Here is a 16,513-nt window from a genome sequence, read left to right on the forward strand (position 1 = left end):
TAGAAATTAGCTAAAAACAAGGTAAATGAAAATAGTTTCTTGGAATGTAAACGGAATACGAGCCTCGATGAAAAAAGGCTTTGATGAAGTGGTCTCTAATTTTGATGCAGATGTTTTTTGTATTCAAGAGACCAAGGCGCAAGACGACCAAGTATCCGAAGCATTAAAAGAAATTTCCGGGTATAAGCTATTTAGTAATAGTGCCGAAAGAAAGGGGTATTCAGGAACGGGTATTCTATCTAAAGAAAAACCCCTTTCATTTTTACCCAACATAGGTGCTGAAGTACATGATCTTGAAGGAAGGGTTACGTGCGCGGAATACGAGTCATTTTATTTGATAAACGTGTATGTGCCCAATAGCGGTAACGGACTCAAACGATTGGATTATCGTTCGGAATGGGATAGAGATTTCACCCAGTACCTTATGAACCTTCAACAAAAGAAACCGATCATTGTTACTGGAGATTTTAATGTGGCCCATACGGCCAATGATTTGGCGAACCCAAAATCTAACTACAACAAGACTTCAGGTTTTACACAGGTAGAGATCGATGGTTTTGACCATATGCTCGGTACCCTGAAATTGGTCGATAGTTACAGAACCCTACACCCGAATACGTATGATAAGTACACTTTTTGGAGTCAAAGAGGAGGGGCGAGAAGTAGAAACGTTGGGTGGCGTATCGATTACTTCTTAGTGAGTGAATCGCTTTGGCCAAAAGTCAATTCTTGCGAAATTCATGACCAAATCATGGGTAGCGATCACTGCCCAATTAGTTTAGATATCAACCTCTAAAGGGATGAATTATTTATGGGATGCTTTTTCCTCGTGAGATTGAATAGAACAAAAACAATCATCGCAGGTAAAATCCATCCCATACTATACCGGCTTAAGGGAATTATTTCCTGAAGGGCACTAATTGAAGCTCCCCAACCTAAGCTGCCGATAAAATCCGGTATACTAAAAATTATGGTAGTTGTTACAACTGCCCTGAATACCTTTGGCGATGCCCACTTATTGGGTATGGCATTTAACAAAATCAAAACGATGGTAATGGGGTATATAAACATTAGGGCAGGTAGGGCCACTGCAATAATATAGGCCACATTGAACTGCCCGATTAAAACACCTAAAAGGCAACCTGCAATAACTGTAATCAAATAGGCCTTTTTACTGTTTTTGAAGCGTGATTGTATAAAGTCAGATGTGCCGGTAACAATACCAACCGCTGTGGTAAAGCAGGCAAGACTCACCAAAACGCTGAGAAATACTTGTCCGTTTCTTCCTAAGGTCAAATGGCTTATGCCATTTAAAAGAGCGGTACGGGTTATTTCGGTATCAAAATCTGCCTGTACCAAAGCCCCGGTATAAATAAGCCCGGTATATAAAAGAAGTAAGGCAGAACCGGCCAAAATGCCGGCACGACGGATCAAGGTTTTCTTCTCTTGATACGAAGCTTCTTTTTTCTTCAAGTTAACTGAAATGATGATTACGCCACCAACGACGACCGCTCCAATAGCATCAAAGGTCTGGTACCCTTCCAAGATGCCATTGGCAAAAGGGGAGCTTAGGGTAATGGGCCCAACAGGCTGGTCGGTAGAAAATAGAGAGATACCTATAATCAACAATAAAATGATAATGATAGTTGGGGTCAATATTTTACCAAGAACATTCAACAATTTAGACCGGTTGACCACAAACAGGAAAACGAGTGAAAAGTAAACGGTGCCAGTTAGCCAAGAGGGAACATCAAAAAATGGCTGTATAGCCATTTCATGGGTTACAGAGGCCGTTCTTGGGGAAGGTAAACTTATAGAGATGACATAAATCAAAAAAGAATATACTAATGAAAAGCCCTTAGAAACCTTCTTGCCGAAATCAAAAATAGTTCCCTGCAACTTGGCGTGTGCCATAATGCCTAGAATAGGAACTAAAACAGCCGAGAGACAAAACCCCAGAGAGACCAACCACCATAAATGGCCCGAAGTAAAACCCAAGAGAGGCGGAAGTATCAAGTTACCTGCTCCAAAAAACAATGAGAACAGGGCAAAGGCGGTAACTAAAGTTTCTTTGGCCGTATGTAACTTGACGGAGTTCATTTTTTGAAAGACACCTGTGGTTTTAACAGGCTGCAAGATACCCTAATATTGGCTGACGGCAAGCAGTGCAGTATGTCGGAAAAATCTTTCTATTTTAAATAGAATGGTGTATTTCATCGAAAAATCGGACAATCTCAAGGCTATTGTCCAATAAAAAAAGAAAGGAGGGCGTTGAGATAGAAAGTGTTTGAACGCACTGAAAATTTCACCCAAATTTTGAACTAGCACCTGGCGGTTTGCCCCAATGAACCAACGATGCGTTTTTTAAACCTACGACCATGAAACGATTTTTTTGCAGCCTTTTTGGCCACCATTACTCAGTATCGAAAAAAGTGACATTACATATTAAGGAATATAAATGCATTCATTGTGGTAAACAGGTAACTACCGATGTAAGCGGTAATCTTTCGACCCTTACACCAGAGCTAGAAGATATTAATAAGACCTTGGAAAATATTTTTCAGAAAAGACATAGGGCAGCAAAACACGCTGCCTAACCTGAACTTGATTCAGCGTTACCTATGCTTTGGCACCCAAATCCTGAGCCTTAAGGTTTCAGGATTTTTATAAAATATTCCCGAAAAAATAGTAGCAACCTCGTTCTCCACTGTCGTTCGCCCCACAACAGTATGTTAGGTTTGCCTTTTTCGGGAATTCTTTTTTTATAGTTATTCCTCCTCAGAATTAGAGAACGAGTTCCAGCCCTGTGCGGTCAGCGGTATTTTATGATTACCCCTTGTAACTAAATGAGTCCCTTCATTGGCCTCCGTCATATAGCCGATAACCGTAAGGTTTGGGTTGCCTTTGATCTTTTCGTAGTCTTCTTGTTTTACCGTGAACAATAGCTCATAATCCTCACCTCCGCTTAAAGCGACCAACGTGCTATCCATTTTGAATTCTTCGCAGGCCGAAATAACGGTTGGGTCTAAGGGAATTTTATCTTCAAAAAGATTGCACCCTACCCCACTACTTTTACTCAAGTGCATTATTTCTGAAGAAAGGCCATCGCTTATATCGATCATTGAAGTTGGTTTCACTTCAAGTTTGGCCAACAATTCAACAATATCTTTTCTTGCCTCAGGTTTTAATTGACGTTCAACAATGTATGAGTAGGGTGAAAGGTCGGGTTGGCTGTTCGGGTTTACTTTGTAGACCTCTTTTTCACGCTCCAGAACTTGCAGCCCCATGTAAGCTCCGCCCAAATCTCCGCTCACGACCAAAAGGTCGTTTGGCCGGGCCCCATTGCGGTAAGAAATTTGCTCTTCGTTAACTTGCCCCAAAGCGGTAACGCTAATTAACATTCCTTTTTGCGATGAAGTGGTATCACCTCCTATCAAATCAACATTGTACATTTTACAGGCAAGGGCGATTCCGTCGTAAAGCTCCTCCAAAGCTTCTAGGGGAAACCGATTTGATACGGCCAGTGAAACCGTAATCTGTGTCGCCTTTGCATTCATGGCGTAAACATCTGAAAGGTTCACCATAACGGCTTTATAACCCAAGTGTTTTAGTGGCATGTAGCTGAGGTCGAAATGAACACCTTCAACCAATAAATCAGTAGTTAAAACCGTTTTGTATTCAGTACTATCGAGCACTGCGGCATCATCACCAATACCCTTGATGCTTGATGCATGGTTGAGCTCAAAATTCTGTGTCAAATGTTCAATTAGGCCGAATTCACCCAACCGCTCAAGAGATGTCCTTTTTTGTTCTTTGTCTTCTAGCATGTGGCAAAAATAAGGGTAAATTATGGTATTGATAAAGGGGAATGATTATTGCTTTCATTTAGTATGGCAACAAATAGCAAGAAGAGCTAAAACAATAGGGCGTTAAATAATATATTTATATAAAAATGAACGGTTTATGAAAAATTGGGCAAGGTGTTTTATGCTTATATCTACCCTAGGCCTCTTGGGGTCGGGTTGTTCTTCAGATGACAATAATGAGCCTACGGCGGATGTACCTATGAATTACGAACCCTGTTCAAACGGTATGGCAGGTCAATACCCATGCAATGGCTATGATTTACTAGCGACGAAGTCATTATCTTTTTTTAGTGCACAATCGGCCAATGACATTTGGGGTTGGGAAGACCCCGACACGGGTAAAGAATATGCGCTATTGGGTTTGGATAACGGTACGGCCTTCATTGATATTTCAGACACTGAGAACTTGGTCTACGTTGGTAAACTGCCCACCGCTACAGAACCGAGCCTATGGCGTGATATCAAGGTATATCAAAACCATGCCTTTATCGTTTCTGAGGCTGCGGGGCATGGCATGCAGGTATTTGACCTTACGAATCTTCGTGAAGCATCTGAGCAACCGAAGGTATTTGAAGCGGATGTACTTTATACCGGCTTTGGTAATGCGCATAATGTCGTTATCAATGAAGAAACGGGTATGGCCTATGCTGTGGGTACGGCTCGAAATGATGAATATGCTGGGGGTGCCCATTTTATTGATATTTCAGAGCCCAAGAACCCCAAAGGAGTTGGCGGTTATGCCGATAACGGATATTCACATGACGCACAAGTGGTGACCTATTCAGGGCCTGATGTCGATTATCAGGGGAGGGAAATTTTTATTGGCGCTAATGAATCACAAGTGGTAATAGTTGATGTGACCGACAAAAATGCATCTTTTGAAATTAGTACGGTATTATACCCGAACATAGCTTATACGCACCAAGGTTGGTTTACCGATGATCAGCGATTCTTTATTTTAGGCGATGAGCTAGACGAACAGAATTTGGGCTTTAAATCAAGAACCTTGATTTTTGATTTCAATGATTTAGATAATCCTGAATTATATGACACTTATTTAGGGCCGACCGATGCCATCGATCATAATGGCTATGTCAACGGGAATGAATATTTTCTCTCAAACTACACCGCAGGCTTGAGAGTTCTGGATATAACGAATATTGAAAATCAAAACTTGGTAGAGTCTGGTTATTTTGACACCTACCCGAATAATGATAATGCTGCATTTGATGGGGTGTGGAGCAACTACCCTTATTTTCAAAGTGGTAAAGTCTTGGTAAGCGATATGAGCTCAGGGTTGTTTGTCATCCAAAAAAGTAATTGATATTTTACGCAAGGGGGATGTTTTAATGAGGATGGTAGACTACATTTTTGGTTCGGTCAAAAGGCGATTGTTCGTTACAGTATTGAGTGTTTTGGTTGGTGCCTGTTCAAAGAACGATGACGACAAACCCAGTCCGTTACCGGAACCAGCGGAAATTCAAGTGGAAACAGCAACCTTTGGTGGAAGTTTGAATGATAGCGGAAAGGCTCTCGTAAAGACTACTGACAGGGGGTTTGCGATTTTGGGGCATACCCAAAGTAATGATGGTGATGTATCAGATAAAGATGCCGAAGATTTTGATTTTTGGTTAATGAAATTTGATGCTCAATCTAGCTTAGAATGGACAAAAAGTTACGGGGGTTCTGAAAATGATCGCGGTAGCGATTTGGTTCAAACCGCCGATGGCGGTTTTGCTTTATTGGGCTTCAGTGAAAGTTCGAACGGAGATGTCTCCGAAAATGGAGGCTCTCTTGATTATTGGTTGGCTAAAACCGATTCTAATGGAAATTTGCTTTGGCAGAAAAGCTTTGGTTACAAAGGCAGGGATGAGGGCATCTCGTTGATAGAGACTAAAGACCAAGGTTACCTTCTAGTGGGCGTTCTTGATGTAACGGCATCCGAGGGGCAGGGCAATCAAACAGCAAGAAATCACGCAGGTGGAGATTATTGGGCCGTTAAGATAAATTCTAGTGGTGATATTGAATGGAGTCAATATTATGGAGGCACATTTACCGACACGGCCTATGACGTAGTAGAACTGAATAAAGGTGGGTATTTGATTGTGGGTTCATCCGATAGTTTTGATGTAGACATTTCAGATAACAAGGGCACTTACGATTTCTGGGTAGTTCGCATAACCGATGTAGGAGAACTACTTTGGGAAAAGAATTTTGGCGGAAGCGAAATAGACGAGGCAAAGGCTATTGTTCCCACGGCCGATGGTAATTTTTTAATTGTGGGAGATACGCGTAGCAACGACCAAGATGTAAGTACCAATAAAGGGGCGGCTGATATTTGGGTCGTTAAGATAGATGGTGCGGGCGAATTGGTTTGGGAGCGGACGTACGGAGGTAGTGGTTTTGATGCCGCCTCATCTGTAGTAGCGACATCTGACGGAGGGTATTTGATAGCCGGCAACTCACGTTCTGGTGATGGTGATTTACAAAGTAACCAAGGTCAGAACGATGCTTGGGTTTTAAAAATTAATGATGAAGGTATCATAGTCTGGCAGCGAAGTGTAGGAGGTTCTCAAATTGATTTGGCAGCTGCAGTTATTGAACTTAACGGCGAAAAAGTGTTTGCTGTCGGAGAATCAGCAAGCGATGATTTTGATGTAAATCAGAATAAAGGCTTTACAGATGTATTTTTGTTAGCGTTTTCATTTTAAAATATACTGAATGTTATATAAAATTGTGAGTAAACTTTTTCTATGGATAGGTGCTGTCTGTATTGTGGTTATTTCCGGTTGTAGCACTGATCAAGAAATAGACCGTAATCCAGAAACAACCTCTCTCAAACTTAGATTTTCACATAGTTGGGATGCTCAGCAGGTGTCAAAAGATGATTTCAATAGTTTAAAATACACAAATGCCCATCAAGAAGAAATGAGCATTGAACTGTTAAGGTACTTGATAAGTAACGTAAGCCTTGAGAACGAAGAAGGAGAGGTCATAACAATTGAAGATTATCATCTAATCGATTTACAAGACGATTCGAGCCTTATGTATCGTTCCGCGGATAGTATTCCCATAGGCACCTACAAAAACCTAAGGTTTACTTTTGGCTTTGACAATGATGACAATCGGAGTGGTGTCTATGCCGATTTAAATACCGCCCTTTGGAATGTACCAGAAATGATGGGCGGTGGTTATCATTACATGCAATTGGAAGGTAAGTTTCTTGATTCTACACAAACGGAGACAGGTTATCAATTTCACGCCATACGTGCCGTTGACAATTCTAGCGACAATCCAGTTTTTGAAGACACTTTTTTTAAGGTGAGCTTAGGTCGGGTCACCATTGATAAATCTTCGGAGTTACAAATTGATATGAATATTGCCGAATGGTTCAAGAACCCTAATGAATGGAACTTAAATGATTTGCATTCGATGCTAATGCCCAATTTTGATGCACAGGTAATGATGTATGAAAACGGGAAAGATGTTTTTAAGCTGAAAAGTGATTAAAATTCAAGGCTTCATAAGAGAGTTTAGGTTCGTCGTATGGGTTTTGCTATTGGCTGCCTGTTCTAATGATGAGCCAACTAGTGTATTGGATGATGAAACATACCAACCTACACCGGTAGAGTTGAATATCCCTGCTTTTTTTAAAAGTTCGATTATTGATCCTGTTATTCCTATTTCGAACCCGTTGACAGAAGAGGGGATTGTATTGGGTAAGAAATTGTTCTTTGATCCCGTGTTATCTGTAGACCATTCCATATCCTGCGCTGACTGCCATATGCCCCATTCTGCGTTTACAGATACCAATGTATTGAGCGAAGGTGTGAATGGTGCTTTAGGTAGCAGAAATGCTATGCCGCTGTTCAATTTGGCTTGGAATTTCGATGAGCTATTTTTTTGGGATGGTTCGGCCAGCAGTTTGGAAAACCAAGTTTTTCATCCCGTTCCCGATAGTTCTGAAATGGCGAATACTTGGGAAAAAGTAGTGAGCGACCTTGAGTCAGATAGCGAATATCCCGATTTATTTTTTGCCGCTTTTGCTGAAGAAGGTATCGATAGTTTAAAAGTGGCAAAAGCGATTGCCCAGTTTGAAAGAACACTTATTTCCGGAAGTTCAAAGTTTGACAAATACTTGGCAAATGAAGTTGAATTGACCGATGAAGAGCAAAACGGGTTAGCTGTTTTTCTTGATGAGACTCGGGGCGACTGTTTTCATTGCCACGGAAATCCTAATAATCCGTTATGGACGGATAATATTTTTCATAACAATGGTTTGGACAGTTCTTTTGCAGATTTGGGTCTGGGTAAAATTACCGGAGACCCAGCTGACAATGGTAAGTTCAAGACTCCATCTTTACGAAATTTGGCTTTCACAGCACCGTATATGCACGACGGACGCTTCTCTACCTTAGAAGAGGTTATAGATCACTACAGTGAAGGATTGCAAAATTCTGCTACCATTGACCCGCTTATGAAAAAAGTAGCTGATGGCGGCGTTAGATTGACAGATAAAGACAAGGCTAATTTGAAGGCTTTTTTATTGACATTGTCCGACGAAGACTTTGTGAATGACCCAAGTTTTCGATAGTAACTATTGAAAACGAAGATAATTCTCTTGCCCAGAAAGCTGAGCATATTTCTCCAACACCAAAAAGCAGATAAGGTCCTCCATCTTTTTGTTTTTGAAAGATGCAATATGTTCATGTGCGTTCTTGATAATCTCCTTGGCCTGACTAGGATTCTTTGAATAATACTCCATTTTTTCCTCCATATCCGAGAAATCGGCCTCCACTTCTACATAATGTACCCTAGCCTTTAATGTTCCTTCCATGAACCAGGTCTCACAAGTCGGTTTTGGCATGATGCAAAGCGAATTGCTGCTCATGGCCCATTTTAGGTTCGTGGCCACATCATAACCTTCGATGCAGGCAATGAATTGATGTTCTAGTTGAGCGTTAATATCCATAAACCCGCGATGCAATGGTAAGTCGTTTTGTTTGGGTGTGATTAAGCCAACATCAAATGATGGGTGGTTCCAAAACTTCTCCACAAAATCTCTACGTTGCTTTTGATGGGCCCTGCCACGCCAAACTACTTTTTTCTTTTTGTCCTCAAATCCAAGGGCATCTTTGACCCATTTAAAATGCCTTCTTTTGTTTAGTTTGAACAAAACAGAGTTGGCATTATCCACATAAAGCGGTCGTGCTTTAAAAAGGGTCGGCTGAGGGTTGATGTGTGTTTCATCTCCAAAATGGTAAGCAAAGCGAACGTGCGGCGAAAAGTAATGCAAGAACTCTTTTAGGTCTAGATAGTAGCCTGTTCCCTTTGTGCGCTTGAAGTCTTTTACGGCGACAGAGTTTTGGGGTAGCTCAAAAGGTTGATTGTGTTTTAGGTAGTAGTCGACCCTGTAATTCAAATAGGTGGGGTCACAAGTTTTCTTAAAGTTCATTAATTGACGGTAACGATGCCTAAAATAAAATTTCGGGAGAGCGTTCTTTCCGAAATTTTTGGCATAATAAAAGGCATTGATATCGTCGAAATCCATATTCAGAGACCCTTGGCCAGGTTGTAAAATTTAACTGATGCACCCAAAGTTAATGAATCCGTGTCTTTCCGAAGCGCACTTTGAATAGGCATATGATTTGTGAGGGGTTCTATAGAAATGGGCTATCGGGGCATTCGTTATAATAATGTTAGTTCTTATGGTAAAACCCTACTAATGACGTATATTTGTGAACTATTTAGAATAAAGTAAAATGCAATGATACAGGTATCTGAATCAGCCAGAAAAAAGGTTATTGACCTAATGTCTGAAGGAGGGTTTGACTCTTCTAAAGATTATGTGCGTGTGGGTGTTAAGAGTGGCGGTTGTAGCGGACTTTCCTATGAATTAGATTTTGATAATAAAGTCGGCGATACCGATAAGGTTTTTGAAGATAACAACGTACGCATCATTGTAGATAAAAAAAGCTTTCTTTATCTAGTTGGTACGACTCTGGAGTATTCCGGTGGACTTAACGGAAAGGGGTTTGTTTTCAACAACCCGAACGCACAGCGAACCTGCGGTTGCGGAGAGAGTTTTTCATTGTAAAAAGAAACTATGGCATATACTGAGGAAGAGTTAAAAAAAGAGCTCGAGACCAAAGAGTATGAGTACGGGTTTTATACCGATATAGAATCTGACACGCTGCCCGTTGGTCTGAACGAGGATATTATTATCGCTATCTCCAAGAAGAAGGAAGAGCCGGAGTGGATGACCCTTTGGCGTTTAGAGGCCTTCAAATATTGGAAGGAAATGGAAGAGCCGGAGTGGGCGAACGTACATTATAAGAAACCCGATTTCCAATCTATTTCATACTACTCGGCTCCTAATAAAAAACCCAAATACAATAGTTTGGATGAGGTGGATCCTGAATTATTGGAAACCTTTAAAAAACTGGGTATTTCTGTTGATGAACAGAAGAAATTGGCTGGCGTAGCGGTAGATATTGTTATGGACTCCGTGTCGGTAGCCACTACTTTTAAAAAGACCTTGGCAGAAAAGGGAATTATTTTCTGTTCAATATCCGAAGCGATAAAAGAACATCCGGAGCTGGTTAAAAAATACATCGGTTCTGTAGTTCCGAAAAGAGATAACTTTTACGCAGCATTAAATTCCGCTGTTTTTTCAGATGGGTCGTTCTGTTATATACCGAAAGGTGTAAAATGCCCTATGGAGCTTTCTACTTATTTCAGGATCAACCAAGCAGGTACAGGTCAGTTCGAACGTACGCTTGTTATTGCCGATGAAGGTAGTTATGTGAGTTATCTAGAAGGGTGTACGGCGCCATCTCGTGATGAGAATCAGTTACATGCTGCCGTTGTAGAGTTGATTGCTCTGGATGACGCAGAAATAAAATACTCTACGGTACAAAACTGGTTTCCCGGTGATAAAGAAGGAAAAGGAGGTGTTTATAATTTCGTTACCAAAAGAGGTTTGTGCGAGAAAAACGCCAAAATTTCTTGGACGCAGGTAGAGACTGGTTCTGCCGTTACTTGGAAATATCCTTCCTGTATTCTAAAAGGCGATAATTCTATTGGCGAATTCTATTCCATCGCCGTAACCAATAATTTTCAGCAGGCCGATACGGGTACCAAAATGATTCATTTGGGTAAGAACACTCGTAGTACCATTATTTCCAAGGGTATCTCTGCCGGAAAATCACAGAACAGTTATCGAGGCTTGGTACAAGTGAACAGTCGCGCAGAAAATGCCCGTAACTTTTCACAGTGCGACTCCCTTTTAATGGGTAATGAATGCGGCGCGCACACTTTCCCCTATATCGAGGCAAAAAACAAGACCGCTCAAATCGAACATGAGGCGACAACCAGTAAAATTGGTGAAGACCAAATATTCTATTGCAACCAAAGGGGTATTGATACCGAAAAGGCGATAGCGCTGATTGTTAACGGTTTTAGCAAAGAGGTGTTGAACAAGTTGCCAATGGAGTTTGCAGTTGAAGCGCAAAAACTTTTGGAAATAAGTTTAGAGGGCTCGGTAGGATAAGCGATACAATCAAAAAATACTTTAAGGAGGCGAAAGGCCTTTAATCTTAGAAGTTAAGAAGAGAATTTATGTTAAAGATTACAGATTTACATGCCGGTATTGAGGATAAAGAAATATTAAAAGGCATTAACCTTGAGGTAAATGCTGGCGAGGTTCACGCAATTATGGGCCCCAATGGCTCCGGAAAGAGTACACTTTCTGCGGTTATTGCCGGTAAAGAAGAATTTGAGGTAACCAAAGGTTCGGTAGAGTTGAACGGTGAGGATTTAGATGAGGTTTCCCCTGAGGAAAGAGCTCATAAAGGGGTTTTCCTTTCTTTCCAATATCCGGTAGAAATTCCTGGGGTTTCCGTTACCAACTTCATTAAGACTGCTATCAATGAGTCTAGAAAAGCACGCGGTCTAGAGGAAATGCCAGCAAACAAAATGTTGAAGCTGATCAGAGAAAAATCTGAGCTTCTTGATATTGACCGAAGATTTCTTTCCCGCTCTTTGAACGAAGGTTTTTCAGGAGGTGAAAAGAAGCGAAACGAAATTTTTCAGATGGCCATGCTTGAGCCTAAATTGGCCATTTTAGATGAGACAGATTCCGGTTTGGATATCGACGCTCTTCGTATCGTTGCCAATGGGGTGAATAAATTGAAGAGTAAAGACAATGCCGTCATCGTAATTACCCACTACCAAAGACTTTTGGAATATATCGTACCTGATTTTGTGCATGTATTGCACAATGGTAAGATTGTAAAATCTGGTGGAAAAGAATTGGCGTTAGAGCTAGAGGAAAAAGGATACGATTGGTTGAAGAATGAAGCAGTAGTCTAAACCGCCTCAGGTTTCGCTCAGTAGTGAAGCCATTATTGCAATTACATTACACTATGGATTTAAAAGATAAACTGATATCATCTTTCATGGCCTTTGAGAGTAACGTAGATATTGAGCACCCCGTGCACGATCTTCGTACAGAGGCAATGAAAAATTTTGAATTGAAAGGTTTTCCCAGTAAAAAGGAGGAAGCTTGGAAATACACTTCGTTAAACAGTCTTCAAAAGATTGATTTTAGCATTTTTCCTAAAGAGGAGAATGCCCTCGAGTATAAAGAGGTTAAGAAGTATTTCTTGCATGAGATAGATTCTTATAAGATTGTTTTCATTGATGGTATTTACTCTTCTTATCTTTCCGAAACTACGCACGATGGGGTCGACATCTGTTTGATGAGCTCGGCGCTAACCAAGCCCATGTACCGCCCTGTAATTGATGTATATTTCAACAAAATTGCATCGAAAGATGAGTCGTTAACTACCCTGAATACGGCGTTTAGTAGAGAAGGAGCCTATATCTACATTCCTAAGAACAAGATGCCTAAAAAGCCGGTGGAAATTATCCACTTCTCAACGGGTAACGAGGCTTCTTTGCTATTGCAACCAAGAAATTTGATTATTGCCGAAGAAAACGCTGAATTACAGGTAATCGAGCGTCATCAGAGCTTGACTTCAAACGAGGTCTTGACGAACAGTGTTACCGAAATTTTCGCTGCCGATAACGCTATTGTCGATTACTATAAGATTCAAAATGATGCCGAAAATGCATCACTGATCGACAATACCTATATAGATCAGAAAAGTAAGAGTGCCGTTAGCGTGCACACCTTTTCGTTTGGGGGCAAATTGACTCGAAACAATCTTAACTTCTATCAGAACGGTCAGCATGTCGACTCTACTATGAAGGGTGTGACCATTTTGGGTAACAAACAACATGTCGACCATCATACGTTAGTGCACCATATTGAGCCGAATTGTGAGAGCCACCAAGATTATAAAGGTATTTATGGTGAAAACGCGACGGGTGTTTTTAACGGTAAGATTATAGTAGATAAGATTGCCCAAAAAACCAATGCCTTTCAGCAGAACAATAACCTTTTGGTAAGCGATAAGGCAACTATAAACACCAAGCCTCAATTAGAAATCTTTGCTGATGACGTGAAGTGTTCGCACGGCTGTACTATTGGTCAACTAGACGAAGATGCCCTTTTCTATCTTCAATCGCGAGGAATTCCTAAGAAAGAAGCCCGAGCATTATTGATGTATGCTTTTGCCAATAACGTTCTGGCCAGTGTTCGTATACCTGAGGTGAAGGCGCGAATCAATAAGTTGATTGCTAAGAAATTAGGAGTTAACCTAGGGTTTGACCTCTAAAAATCCACTTTAAGTTTTTTGTGAATTGCCGATATTTTTTGGCAGTTTGTTGGCTATGTATTAACAAGTCGTTAGATTTTCCTACATCTGAATTCATCTAATTTGGTCGAAAACAATTTCAACCTAAAACATTTCAGATGAATTCAAAATTACTTTTTTGCGCCCTATTTTTTGCTTCGATCGGTCTTTGTGCCCAAGATAAAAAATGGAGTGTAGAGGCCAATTATCCAATCATAGACGAAGACGGATTAAACGGGGTTATCGACTTAGGTGTCAAATACAGATTTGTGAATCTTGGTATTATTCAGCTCGGTGCAGGCTTAAACGGTTCTTTTTTTGCCGACCGCCAGCACTTTTATTTTGATGACAATTTGGAATTCGATAACAAATGGAAACGTTTGTTGCTTCAGCCAACTGTTTTTGGTGAATTAAACTTGCCAGGAATAAGCAGGTTAAAACCGAGCGTTGGTGTTGGTTATTCCGTTCTTTTAGATGAATACGACCGTAAGATAGTTGATTCAGGATATAACGAATCGGACAGCTGGGGTGCTTTTAATGCTAATCTGGGGTTGAGTTATGATTTGACTAATAGGTTCTTTGTAAAAATTCAATACGACTACCTCAATCATCGTCAAAAATGGTTGGCAGAAGCAGATTATGAAAACAATGTCTACCGATACGAGACTAGAGGTAAAAGTTTAAATGTTTTTAAGGCCGGTATTGGGTTCAGGTTCTGAATCATTTGCCAGGCTCAAAAGAAGTGTTTGAAGCTGTATTTCCTTCTGAAACCAATATCTTTGCAGTTCAATAAGAATGCTATGTTAAATGCGCAAAAAATCCGTAAGGATTTCCCCATATTAAGTAGAGAAGTCAACGGAAAACCATTGGTTTATCTTGATAATGCGGCTACTTCCCAAACGCCACAGCAGGTAATCGAGGTGATTGTGGATTACTACTCTTCCTACAATGCGAACATTCATCGCGGAGTGCATTTTTTATCGCAGGAAGCAACGGACAAATACGAACAGGCGAGACAAAAGATTCAAAGGCATTTCAACGCCTCGAAGGCAAAAGAAATCATCTTTACGTCGGGTACGACCCACGGTATTAATTTGGTGGCCAACGGTTTTTCATCATTGCTTCAAAAAGGAGATGAAATTTTGGTTTCTGCGATGGAGCACCACAGTAATATTGTGCCTTGGCAGATGCTGGCAGAAAGAACGGGAGCGATTCTTAAGGTGATTCCAATGAACGAACAGGGAGAGCTCATGATGAATGAATATAGAAATCTGTTGAGTAGCAATACTAAACTGGTTTTCTGCAATCACGTTTCGAATGCTTTGGGTACCATCAATCCGATAGCTACTATTATCGATGAGGCTCATAAAGTTGGTGCTGCTGTGCTAATCGACGGTGCTCAGGCGGCACCGCATATCAAAGCTGACGTACAGGCATTAAATGTTGATTTTTACACGGTGTCGGCACATAAGATGTGTGGTCCTACCGGGGTGGGTGTACTTTATGGTAAGGAAGAATGGTTGAATAAGTTACCACCTTATCAAGGTGGCGGTGAAATGATTGCCGAAGTTACCTTTGAAAAAACGACCTATGCCGATTTGCCACATAAGTTTGAGGCTGGTACGCCCAACATCTGTGGTGGTATTGCTTTTGGTGCGGCTTTGGATTATTTGAATTCTATTGGTTTTAGTGAGATGGAGGCCTATGAGCATGAACTTCTTGATTACGCTACCAATAAATTGCTCGAGATTGAAGGCTTAAAGATTTACGGTACCGCTCAAGAAAAGACGTCGGTCATCTCTTTTAATATTGAAGGAGTCCATCCCTATGACATCGGAACAATTCTTGACAAACTGGGTATTGCTGTAAGAACGGGGCATCACTGCGCCCAGCCCATTATGGATTTTTATAAAATACCGGGCACTGTAAGGGCAAGCTTTAGTTTTTACAATACGAAGGAAGAGGTCGATATTTTGGTCGAAGGTGTCAAACGGGCAAAAAACATGCTTTTATAGGCCAATATTCATCTTTGTGCCAAAGAATTGATAGGCATTGATACTTATCGTATTTTTACATAAAATTCATTGAATGGATATTAAAGAGATTCAAGAAGAGATAGTTGACGAGTTTTCTATGTTCGATGACTGGATGCAGCGATATGAATATATGATCGAACTGGGCAAGTCGCTTCCGTTGATTGACGAGAAATACAAAACAGAGGATAATATTATAAAAGGTTGTCAGAGCAAAGTATGGGTACATGCTGAACTAGAAGAAGATAAGCTAGTTTTTACGGCCGATAGTGATGCAATTATAACAAAAGGTATAATTGCTATTTTAATCAGGGCTTTTAGCAACCAGAAGCCGCAAGACATTATTGATGCGGATACGGAGTTTATTGATGAAATTGGTCTAAAGGAGCATCTCTCGCCTACAAGGGCCAATGGTCTGGTAAGTATGATCAAGCAGCTGAAATTGTATGCGGTGGCCTATCAAACTCAATTGAATTAGAAGGCATTTCTAGTTTCTAAAAAAGTTAAAAATGAGCGAAGAAATAACTACAGTAGACACAGGTGAATTAGGTGAAAAAATAGTGAAGGTTCTTAAAACCATCTATGATCCCGAGATACCTGTTGATATATATGAACTAGGACTTATTTATGATGTTCTGGTCAACGAAGATAATGAGGTTCGTATTCTTATGACCTTAACCTCACCCAATTGCCCTGTGGCGGAATCTTTGCCTGTAGAGGTCGAGGAGAAAATCAAGTCTTTAGATTTGGTTAAGGATGCCGAGGTTGAAATTACCTTTGACCCACCATGGACTCAGGACCTTATGAGCGAGGAAGCCAAATTAGAATTAGGCCTACTATAGAAAATTGAATC

At 40.7% G+C, this 16,513-nt stretch carries 17 protein-coding genes; 14 read left to right on the plus strand and 3 right to left on the minus strand.

Features of this window, described 5'->3' with window-relative positions; genetic code table 11:
- Positions 1-25 precede the first annotated feature (25 nt).
- Entirely contained in the window at positions 26-796 is a 771-nt protein-coding gene (locus tag D1013_RS01565; RefSeq protein ID WP_121847210.1) for an exodeoxyribonuclease III, read from the plus strand.
- Here D1013_RS01565 and brnQ read toward each other — a convergent pair.
- Positions 793-2,100: a branched-chain amino acid transport system II carrier protein gene (gene brnQ, locus D1013_RS01570; protein ID WP_121847211.1), complete on the minus strand. Its 1,308-nt coding sequence runs from the start codon at positions 2,098-2,100 to the stop codon at positions 793-795. The two genes, D1013_RS01565 and brnQ, sit on opposite strands and share 4 nt — an antisense overlap.
- A gap of 278 nt (positions 2,101-2,378) precedes the next feature.
- Between brnQ and D1013_RS01575 the strand changes: the two genes are divergently transcribed.
- A complete protein-coding gene (locus tag D1013_RS01575; protein ID WP_121847212.1) occupies positions 2,379-2,597 on the plus strand; it encodes a DUF1660 family phage protein in 219 nt (72 codons plus the stop codon).
- 171 nt (positions 2,598-2,768) lie between these two features.
- Here D1013_RS01575 and thiL read toward each other — a convergent pair whose 3' ends face one another.
- Positions 2,769-3,827 (minus strand): thiamine-phosphate kinase, encoded by a 1,059-nt coding sequence (gene thiL / locus D1013_RS01580; RefSeq protein ID WP_121847213.1) that lies wholly within the window; start codon positions 3,825-3,827, stop codon positions 2,769-2,771.
- A gap of 136 nt (positions 3,828-3,963) precedes the next feature.
- On the opposite strand from thiL, the gene D1013_RS01585 reads away from it, so the two are divergent.
- The 4 genes from D1013_RS01585 to D1013_RS01600 are packed head-to-tail and all read left to right on the plus strand — an operon-like array spanning position 3,964 to position 8,460.
- Entirely contained in the window at positions 3,964-5,190 is a 1,227-nt protein-coding gene (locus D1013_RS01585; protein WP_121847214.1) for a choice-of-anchor B family protein, read from the plus strand.
- Positions 5,191-5,221: 31 nt separating this feature from the next.
- A complete protein-coding gene (locus tag D1013_RS01590; RefSeq protein WP_121847215.1) occupies positions 5,222-6,577 on the plus strand; it encodes a hypothetical protein in 1,356 nt (451 codons plus the stop codon).
- A 10-nt stretch (positions 6,578-6,587) separates the two neighbouring features.
- On the plus strand, positions 6,588-7,376 hold the full coding sequence (locus tag D1013_RS01595; RefSeq protein ID WP_121847216.1) for an MbnP family protein: 789 nt from the start codon (positions 6,588-6,590) through the stop codon (positions 7,374-7,376).
- On the plus strand, positions 7,369-8,460 hold the full coding sequence (locus D1013_RS01600; RefSeq protein WP_317125489.1) for a cytochrome-c peroxidase: 1,092 nt from the start codon (positions 7,369-7,371) through the stop codon (positions 8,458-8,460). Before D1013_RS01595 ends, D1013_RS01600 begins: the two co-directional genes overlap by 8 nt.
- A 3-nt stretch (positions 8,461-8,463) precedes the next feature.
- Here the strand turns inward: D1013_RS01600 and D1013_RS01605 are convergent, their stop codons facing one another.
- A complete protein-coding gene (locus D1013_RS01605) occupies positions 8,464-9,417 on the minus strand; it encodes a glycosyl transferase family 90 (RefSeq protein WP_225621373.1) in 954 nt (317 codons plus the stop codon).
- A gap of 216 nt (positions 9,418-9,633) precedes the next feature.
- Here D1013_RS01605 and D1013_RS01610 point away from each other — a divergent pair, with 216 nt between their 5' ends.
- From D1013_RS01610 to D1013_RS01645, 8 genes are all read left to right on the plus strand, one after another.
- A complete protein-coding gene (locus tag D1013_RS01610) occupies positions 9,634-9,963 on the plus strand; it encodes a HesB/IscA family protein (protein ID WP_121847217.1) in 330 nt (109 codons plus the stop codon).
- 9 nt (positions 9,964-9,972) lie between these two features.
- The gene (sufB, locus tag D1013_RS01615; RefSeq protein ID WP_121847218.1) at positions 9,973-11,418 is read left to right on the plus strand and encodes a Fe-S cluster assembly protein SufB; all 1,446 of its coding nucleotides are present in this window, start codon (positions 9,973-9,975) and stop codon (positions 11,416-11,418) included.
- Positions 11,419-11,486: 68 nt separating this feature from the next.
- Positions 11,487-12,239, plus strand: coding sequence for a Fe-S cluster assembly ATPase SufC (gene sufC / locus D1013_RS01620; protein WP_121847219.1), 753 nt, complete (start codon positions 11,487-11,489; stop codon positions 12,237-12,239).
- 53 nt (positions 12,240-12,292) lie between these two features.
- A complete protein-coding gene (gene sufD, locus D1013_RS01625; RefSeq protein ID WP_121847220.1) occupies positions 12,293-13,609 on the plus strand; it encodes a Fe-S cluster assembly protein SufD in 1,317 nt (438 codons plus the stop codon).
- 137 nt (positions 13,610-13,746) lie between these two features.
- Positions 13,747-14,346 (plus strand): outer membrane protein, encoded by a 600-nt coding sequence (locus D1013_RS01630; RefSeq protein WP_121847221.1) that lies wholly within the window; start codon positions 13,747-13,749, stop codon positions 14,344-14,346.
- Between the two features lie 81 nt (positions 14,347-14,427).
- The gene (locus tag D1013_RS01635; RefSeq protein WP_121847222.1) at positions 14,428-15,642 is read left to right on the plus strand and encodes an aminotransferase class V-fold PLP-dependent enzyme; all 1,215 of its coding nucleotides are present in this window, start codon (positions 14,428-14,430) and stop codon (positions 15,640-15,642) included.
- 73 nt (positions 15,643-15,715) lie between these two features.
- Entirely contained in the window at positions 15,716-16,138 is a 423-nt protein-coding gene (locus D1013_RS01640) for a SufE family protein (protein ID WP_121847223.1), read from the plus strand.
- Between the two features lie 31 nt (positions 16,139-16,169).
- On the plus strand, positions 16,170-16,502 hold the full coding sequence (locus tag D1013_RS01645) for a DUF59 domain-containing protein (protein WP_121847224.1): 333 nt from the start codon (positions 16,170-16,172) through the stop codon (positions 16,500-16,502).
- Positions 16,503-16,513 lie beyond the last annotated feature (11 nt).

Origin of the sequence: Euzebyella marina (assembly GCF_003687485.1) — a bacterium.
Taxonomy (GTDB): domain Bacteria; phylum Bacteroidota; class Bacteroidia; order Flavobacteriales; family Flavobacteriaceae; genus Euzebyella; species Euzebyella marina.

Bases quoted from the DNA above. Each gene is read 5' to 3' on its own strand.
- D1013_RS01645 (WP_121847224.1), top strand. From the start codon at position 16,170: ATGAGCGAAGAAATAACTACAGTAGACACAGGTGAATTAGGTGAAAAA.
- D1013_RS01590 (WP_121847215.1), top strand. From the start codon at position 5,222: ATGGTAGACTACATTTTTGGTTCGGTCAAAAGGCGATTGTTCGTTACA.
- D1013_RS01565 (WP_121847210.1), top strand. From the start codon at position 26: ATGAAAATAGTTTCTTGGAATGTAAACGGAATACGAGCCTCGATGAAA.
- D1013_RS01640 (WP_121847223.1), top strand. From the start codon at position 15,716: ATGGATATTAAAGAGATTCAAGAAGAGATAGTTGACGAGTTTTCTATG.
- sufC (WP_121847219.1), top strand. From the start codon at position 11,487: ATGTTAAAGATTACAGATTTACATGCCGGTATTGAGGATAAAGAAATA.
- D1013_RS01585 (WP_121847214.1), top strand. From the start codon at position 3,964: ATGAAAAATTGGGCAAGGTGTTTTATGCTTATATCTACCCTAGGCCTC.
- D1013_RS01605 (WP_225621373.1), bottom strand. From the start codon at position 9,417: ATGGATTTCGACGATATCAATGCCTTTTATTATGCCAAAAATTTCGGA.
- brnQ (WP_121847211.1), bottom strand. From the start codon at position 2,100: ATGAACTCCGTCAAGTTACATACGGCCAAAGAAACTTTAGTTACCGCC.
- D1013_RS01630 (WP_121847221.1), top strand. From the start codon at position 13,747: ATGAATTCAAAATTACTTTTTTGCGCCCTATTTTTTGCTTCGATCGGT.
- D1013_RS01610 (WP_121847217.1), top strand. From the start codon at position 9,634: ATGATACAGGTATCTGAATCAGCCAGAAAAAAGGTTATTGACCTAATG.
- D1013_RS01635 (WP_121847222.1), top strand. From the start codon at position 14,428: ATGTTAAATGCGCAAAAAATCCGTAAGGATTTCCCCATATTAAGTAGA.
- thiL (WP_121847213.1), bottom strand. From the start codon at position 3,827: ATGCTAGAAGACAAAGAACAAAAAAGGACATCTCTTGAGCGGTTGGGT.
- sufD (WP_121847220.1), top strand. From the start codon at position 12,293: ATGGATTTAAAAGATAAACTGATATCATCTTTCATGGCCTTTGAGAGT.
- D1013_RS01595 (WP_121847216.1), top strand. From the start codon at position 6,588: ATGTTATATAAAATTGTGAGTAAACTTTTTCTATGGATAGGTGCTGTC.
- D1013_RS01575 (WP_121847212.1), top strand. From the start codon at position 2,379: ATGAAACGATTTTTTTGCAGCCTTTTTGGCCACCATTACTCAGTATCG.
- sufB (WP_121847218.1), top strand. From the start codon at position 9,973: ATGGCATATACTGAGGAAGAGTTAAAAAAAGAGCTCGAGACCAAAGAG.